Genomic DNA, 6,896 nt, shown 5'->3' with positions numbered 1-6,896 from the left:
TGCCCATCGCCGTGGCCAGTGCTCTTAGTTTCATGCTGCTGGGCTGGCATGAGCAGCATCTGCCGGCCCATAGCGTGGGTTACGTGTACCTGCCGGCTTTGGTCGGCATTGCCGTGACCAGCATGTTTTTCGCCCGCTACGGCGCGCGCCTGGCGCACAAGCTGTCGCCACGTTTGTTGAAACGCCTGTTCGCGGCACTGCTGTTCAGTGTCGGCCTGAGCTTTTTGATTTGAATCGAGAGGAAGTTCCATGCTGCCTTACCCGCAGATAGACCCCGTGGCCGTGGCCCTCGGGCCGCTGAAAATCCACTGGTACGGCCTGATGTACCTGATCGGCATCGGCGGCGCCTGGCTGCTGGCTTCGCGCCGGCTCAACCGCTTCGACCCCACCTGGTCCCGTGAAAAGCTGTCCGACTTGGTGTTCTGGCTGTCGATGGGGGTGATTGTCGGAGGCCGGCTGGGTTATGTGCTGTTCTACGACCTGCACGCCTACCTGGCCAACCCGACGCTGATCTTCGAAGTGTGGAAGGGCGGCATGTCGTTCCACGGCGGCTTCATTGGCGTGATGCTGGCGGCCTTGTGGTTCGGCAAGCGCAACAACAAGTCGTTCTTCGAGCTGATGGACTTCGTCGCACCGTTGGTGCCGATTGGCCTGGGCGCCGGGCGCATCGGCAACTTCATCAATGCCGAGTTGTGGGGCAAGGCCACCGATGTGCCGTGGGCGATGGTGTTCCCGCCGTTCAGCGACCCTGCGCAGTTGCCGCGTCACCCGTCGCAGCTGTACCAATTTGCGCTTGAAGGTGTGGCATTATTCCTGATCCTTTGGCTGTACTCGCGCAAGCCGCGCCCGACCATGGCCGTTTCCGGCATGTTCGCGCTGTTCTACGGCATTTTCCGCTTCATCGTGGAGTTCGTGCGAGTGCCCGATGCCCAGCTCGGCTACATTGCCTTCGGCTGGTTGACCATGGGTCAGTTGCTGTGTCTGCCGATGATCGTCGGCGGCCTCTTCCTGATCTGGTGGGCGTACAACCGTAAACCGACGGCCAAGGCCGCAGTTTGATTCTTGCGGCAGGGGGCGTTCCCCCTGCCGTTCTTGTTACAGGTAAGCCATGAAACAGTATCTAGACCTGGTCCGTGAGGTCATTGAAAACGGCACGCTGCAGGAAAACCGCACCGGCATCCGCACCATCAGCCTGCCGGGCGCCATGCTGCGTTTCGACCTGCAGAAGGGCTTTCCGGCCATCACTACGCGCAAGCTGGCGTTCAAATCGGCGATCGGCGAAATGGTCGGTTTCCTGCGTGGCGTGAAAAACGCTGGCGAATTCCGCGACCTGGGCTGCAAGGTCTGGGACCAGAACGCCAACGAAAACGCCCAGTGGCTGGCCAACCCGTTCCGCCAGGGGCATGACGACCTCGGCGAGATCTACGGCGTTCAGTGGCGGCAATGGCCGGGTTACAAGCGCATCCCGCTGAGCAACCCGGCAGCCATCGAAATGGCCGAGAAGGCGGGCTTCCGCCGCATTGCCCAGGACGAAGAGGACGGCGTCGCGTTCGTAGTCTTGTACAAGGCCATCGACCAGGTGCGCCAGTGCCTGGACACCATCGCCAACGACCCGGGCAGCCGCCGTATCCTGTTCCACGGCTGGAACTGCGCGCAGCTGGATGAAATGGCATTGCCGCCGTGTCACCTGCTGTACCAGTTCCACCCGAATGTCGAGACCAGGGAGATTTCCCTGACGCTGTACATCCGCTCCAACGACCTGGGCCTGGGCACGCCGTTCAACCTGACCGAAGGCGCAGCGCTGCTGTCGCTGTTCGGCCGCCTGACCGGCTACACCCCGCGCTGGTTCACCTACTTCATCGGCGATGCCCATGTATATGAAAACCACCTGGACATGCTCAACGAGCAGCTCAAGCGCGAGCCGCTGGAAGCGCCGAAGCTGGTGATCAGCGACCGCGTGCCGGCGTTTGCCGAGACGGGCAAGTACGAGCCAGAGTGGCTGGAGAAAATCGAGCCGAGTGATTTCAGCCTGGAAGGGTATGAGCACCATGCGCCGATGACGGCGCCGATGGCGGTGTAAACCGTTGTATCGCCGGGGCTGCTTTGCAGCCCATTCGCCGGCAAGCCAGCTCCCACAGGGTGCAGCTTTAGGCTCAATGGCCGTGGCTTCTCCCCACATGTGAGTGCTCGGTTTCCGGCACTGATACCGCCCCGTTCGTCTCCAGTTGCTGCAAGATCGCGCACTCAGTCCCTTGAGTGTTACAGCGTCGCCGCAGCTCCACCAGCTGTTCCTGCAGCGCCACCAACCCATCGATTCGCGCTTGTACATGCTCGATGTGCTCATCGATCAGCGCATTGACGCTGCCGCATGAATCATCCGGGCTATCGCGCAGCCGCAGCAGGCTGCGGATCTCGTCCAAGGTCATGTCCAAGGTGCGGCAGTTGCGGATAAACGTCAGCCGTTCCACGTGCGCCTGGGTATACAGCCGGTAGTTTCCATCCGTACGCGCCGGCTCCGGTAGCAACTGTTCGCGCTCGTAGTAGCGGATGGTTTCCACTGCGCAGTCGGTGGCTTTGGACAGTTCCCCGATCTTCATCACGAAATCTCCAACAAGTGGCTTGACCCTATAGTGGCTACAGGGTGTTCACTTGGCAACAGGCTCAATTTAAGGATGACCCCATGAACCAGCCTGTCAGCCACGAACACAAGCACGACCACCACGCCCACAGTTGCTGTGGCACTGCTGCTGCACCCGCCAAGGTACGACTCAGCGACATGCCCAGCAGCGATGCCCGGCTAAGCCGCTTCCGCATCGAGGCCATGGATTGCCCCACCGAGCAGACCCTGATCCAGGACAAGCTGGGCAAGCTGGCGGGCATTGAACAGCTGGAATTCAATCTGATCAACCGCGTGCTTGGCGTGCGCCACACCCTGGGTGGCACCGCGGAAATCGAACGGGCCATCGACAGCCTGGGCATGAAAGCCGAGCCGCTGGGCGCTGAAGGCGGTGACACCTCCAGCGCCCCACCGGCCGCCAAGACCCGCTGGTGGCCGCTGGCGTTGTCCGGTATTGCCGCCATCGCCGCCGAAATCGTGCACTTTGGGGCGCTCGCTCCGCAGTGGCTGGTGGCTGCACTGGCGCTGGCGGCCATCCTCGGCTGCGGCCTGGGCACCTACAAGAAGGGCTGGATCGCCCTGAAAAACCGCAACCTCAACATCAACGCGCTGATGAGCATTGCCGTGACCGGCGCGGTGCTGATCGGGCAGTGGCCGGAAGCGGCCATGGTGATGGTGCTGTTCACCGTCGCCGAGCTGATCGAAGCCCGCTCGCTGGACCATGCGCGCAATGCCATTGGCGGCCTGATGCAACTTACCCCGGACATGGCCACCGTGCGCCAGGCGGACGGCCAGTGGCGTGAAGTGGATGTGCGCGAGGTCGCTATCGACGCCTTGGTGCGGGTGCGCCCCGGGGAGCGTATCGGCCTTGACGGCGAAGTCACCGGTGGGCAGTCCAGCGTCGATCAGGCGCCGATCACCGGCGAAAGCCTGCCTGTCGAGAAGGCTGTGGGCGATAAACTGTTTGCCGGCACTATCAACCAGGCTGGGGCACTCGAGTTTCGCGTTACTGCCGGCGCCGGGCAATCGACCCTGGCGCGGATCATCAAGGCCGTCGAGCAAGCGCAGGGCGCGCGGGCGCCTACCCAGCGCTTCGTCGACCGTTTCTCGCGCATCTACACCCCCGTGGTGTTCGCCATCGCCCTGGCCGTTGCGGTAATCCCGCCGCTGTTCATGGCCGCTGCCTGGTTCGACTGGATCTACCGCGCCCTGGTGCTGCTGGTGGTCGCCTGCCCGTGCGCCCTGGTGATCTCGACCCCGGTGACCATCGTCAGCGGCCTGGCCGCTGCCGCGCGCAAGGGCATCCTGATCAAGGGCGGCGTATACCTGGAAGGTGGCCGCCACCTGGACTTCCTGGCCCTGGACAAGACCGGCACTATCACCCACGGCAAGCCGGTGCAGACCGACGCCAGGGTGCTCGACCCGTTGTTCGAAGGCCGCGCGCAGGCCCTGGCCGCCAGCCTGGGAGAACGTTCGGACCACCCTGTTTCCCGCGCCATCGCCCAGTTCGGCAAGGCGCAAGGGCTTGCCTTGAGCGAAGTCGATGACTTCGCTGCCCTGGCCGGCCGTGGCGTGCGAGGCAGCATTGCGGGTGAGGTCTACCACCTGGGCAACCACCGCCTGGTCGAGGAGCTGGGGCTGTGCTCGCCCGAGCTGGAGGCGCAGCTGGACGCGCTGGAGCGTCAGGGCAAGACCGTGGTCCTGCTGCTGGACCGTTCTGGCCCGCTGGCGCTGTTTGCCGTGGCCGACACGGTCAAGGACAGCAGCCGCCAGGCGATCGCCGAGCTGCACGAATTGGGCATCAAGACTGTCATGCTGACCGGTGACAATCCGCATACCGCCCAGGCCATTGCCGCTGTGGTCGGGATCGACCGTGCCGAAGGCAACCTGCTGCCGGCGGACAAGCTCAAGAGCATCGAGGCCCTCTATGCCCAGGGCCACCGGGTGGGCATGGTCGGGGACGGCATCAACGATGCCCCGGCCCTGGCCCGCGCCGAAATCGGCTTTGCCATGGCTGCTGCCGGTACCGACACCGCCATCGAAACTGCCGATGTGGCGCTGATGGACGACGACTTGCGAAAAATCCCGGCCTTCGTCAGGCTGTCGCGCCAAAGTGCGGCGATCCTCATGCAGAACATCGTTCTGGCGTTGAGCATCAAGGCGGTATTCTTGGCGATCACCTTTGCCGGCATGGCCACCATGTGGATGGCGGTGTTTGCCGACATGGGCGTGAGCCTGCTGGTGGTGTTCAACGGTTTGCGCCTGTTGCGCAAATAGAGGACGGGCATGTTGAGTTCCGAGCTGAAAGCCTTCTACATGGTGGCCCGCCTGGGCAGTATCACCCTGGCGGCGAAAAAGCTCGGGCTCAGCCAGCCCACGGTGACCACGCAGATTCGCAACCTCGAAAGCCAGTACGCGGTAGAGCTTTTCTATCGAGGCGGTCGGCGCCTGGTGCTGAGCGAGGAGGGCGTGCGCCTGCTGCCGATGGTGAAGGCGCTGTTGCAGCAGGAGGCGGACATCGAGTTCGAGCTGCGCAACAGTGGCCAGGCCCAGGGCAGCTTGCGGATGGCCGCGACCGCGCCTTACTACATCCTCGACCTGGTGAAGATCTACCGTGAGCGCCTGCCGCATGTGGACGTGGCAGTGGAAATCGGCAACTCGCAGCAGGTGCTGGAAATGCTCGAGGACTACCGGGTGGACATCGCCGCTTCGTCGCAACTGCTGGAAGACGCCCGGCTGGTGCGGCGGGTGCTGGGAACTGACCCGTTGGTGGTGGCGGTGCACCGCAACCACCCGCTGGCCCATCGCCAGACGGTGTCGATCGAGGTGGTGGCCGGGCATTGCCTGCTGATGCGCGAGAAGGGCTCGACCACGCGCAAGCTGACCGAGCAGATGATGCAGGAGGCTGGGGTGAAGGCCGGGGCTTTGCTGGAGATCGGCAGCCGCGAGTCGATCCGTGAGGCGGTGCTGCGCAATATCGGCATCAGCGTGATTGCCCGGCACGAGGTGCCGCACAACCCCGAACTGCGGGTACTGGCGCTGGAAAACGCACCGGTGATGCATGAGTACCTGTACTGCCTGAAGGAACGGCGCCAGGCCAGGTTGCCGGCCGCGTTCCTGGGCGTTGCGCAGGAAGTGGCCGGTTCCCAATTCTGATTCGAAGCACACAGCCACTGTAGGAGCGGCCTTGTGTCGCGAAAGGGCTGCGCAGCAGCCCCTGCAATTTGTGCAGCGAAGCTGAGACCCTGGGGCCGCTCCGCAGCCCTTTCGCGACACAAGGCCGCTCCTACAGAGACTGCATCAGACGATCGGGCCACTACAAAATCTGCCTATAGCACTATCACCCGCTTTTGCCTCAACGCCACAGAACCTTCGCACAGGCTTCCTAGCATGGCCCCATCTCTTCGATGAGGCCCTGCCATGAACCGCACCACCCCCGGCGCACAGATGAAAGTGCGCAATATCCACAAGCGCTTCGGTGCCTTCACGGCGCTCAACGATGTCTCGCTGGACATCGCCGCTGGCGAACTGGTGTGCCTGCTTGGCCCGTCCGGCTGCGGCAAGACCACACTGCTGCGATGCATCGCCGGGCTGGAGCGCCAGGACCGCGGTACCCTGTACATCGGCGAGCGTGATATCTCCGAGCTGCCGCCCCAGGCCCGCGACTACGGCATTCTGTTCCAGTCCTACGCGCTGTTCCCCAACCTCACCGTCGAAGCCAACATCGCCTACGGCCTGACCGGCAGCAGCCGCGAACAGGCTCGCCAGCGGGTCGCCGACATGCTCGCACTGGTTGGCCTGGCCGGCAGCGAGAAGAAGTACCCTGGCCAGCTCTCCGGTGGCCAGCAACAGCGTGTTGCCCTGGCCCGTGCCCTGGCGCCGTCGCCGTCGCTGCTGTTGCTCGACGAGCCAATGTCGGCGCTGGACGCCCGTGTGCGTGAGCACCTGTGTACCGAACTGCGCCAACTGCAACGCCAGCTGGGCATCACCACCTTGATGGTTACCCACAATCAGGACGAGGCCATGCTGATGGCCGACCGCATTGCGGTGATGAACAACGGCCAGGTCGAGCAGTACGCCACCCCGCAGGCAATCTACGACCAGCCCGCCACGCCGTTCGTTGCCGAGTTCGTCGGCCAGGGCAACTGGCTGCCATTCCAGCGTAGCGGCGACAGCCATGCGCAGGTGGGCGGCATGAACATGCGCCTGGCGCCGGGTTCGGCCCAGGCCAGCAGTGGCCGGTTGTTCTGCCGCCCGGAGGCCATCACGGTGAACCCGT

7 protein-coding genes are annotated in these 6,896 nt (G+C 63.8%); 6 read left to right on the top strand and 1 reads right to left on the bottom strand.

Features of this window, described 5'->3' with window-relative positions:
- From HP546_RS23315 to HP546_RS23305, 3 genes are all read left to right on the top strand, one after another.
- The coding region (locus tag HP546_RS23315; RefSeq protein WP_172230062.1) for a TSUP family transporter at window positions 1-233 on the top strand (233 nt) is incomplete at its 5' end.
- A gap of 16 nt (window positions 234-249) precedes the next feature.
- Window positions 250-1,059, top strand: a complete 810-nt coding sequence (gene lgt, locus HP546_RS23310; RefSeq protein WP_172230059.1) for a prolipoprotein diacylglyceryl transferase — start codon at window positions 250-252, stop codon at window positions 1,057-1,059.
- A gap of 49 nt (window positions 1,060-1,108) precedes the next feature.
- Window positions 1,109-2,080 (top strand): thymidylate synthase, encoded by a 972-nt coding sequence (locus HP546_RS23305; RefSeq protein WP_172230056.1) that lies wholly within the window; start codon window positions 1,109-1,111, stop codon window positions 2,078-2,080.
- A 73-nt stretch (window positions 2,081-2,153) separates the two neighbouring features.
- On the opposite strand, the gene cadR is transcribed toward HP546_RS23305, so the two are convergent.
- Entirely contained in the window at window positions 2,154-2,597 is a 444-nt protein-coding gene (cadR, locus tag HP546_RS23300) for a cadmium resistance transcriptional regulator CadR (RefSeq protein ID WP_172230053.1), read from the bottom strand.
- Window positions 2,598-2,680: 83 nt separating this feature from the next.
- Here cadR and HP546_RS23295 point away from each other — a divergent pair, with 83 nt between their 5' ends.
- The 3 genes from HP546_RS23295 to HP546_RS23285 all read left to right on the top strand — a co-directional run.
- Window positions 2,681-4,894, top strand: a complete 2,214-nt coding sequence (locus HP546_RS23295; protein ID WP_172230050.1) for a heavy metal translocating P-type ATPase — start codon at window positions 2,681-2,683, stop codon at window positions 4,892-4,894.
- 9 nt (window positions 4,895-4,903) lie between these two features.
- On the top strand, window positions 4,904-5,773 hold the full coding sequence (locus HP546_RS23290; protein ID WP_172230047.1) for a LysR family transcriptional regulator: 870 nt from the start codon (window positions 4,904-4,906) through the stop codon (window positions 5,771-5,773).
- A 264-nt stretch (window positions 5,774-6,037) separates the two neighbouring features.
- On the top strand, window positions 6,038-6,896 hold an 859-nt coding region (locus tag HP546_RS23285), incomplete at its 3' end, for a putative 2-aminoethylphosphonate ABC transporter ATP-binding protein (protein ID WP_172230044.1).

Source organism: Pseudomonas sp. CM25 (genome assembly GCF_013179705.1).
Classification (GTDB): domain Bacteria; phylum Pseudomonadota; class Gammaproteobacteria; order Pseudomonadales; family Pseudomonadaceae; genus Aquipseudomonas.
Note: the sequence above shows the minus strand (reverse complement) of the source record. Positions and strands in the feature narration are given on the sequence as shown.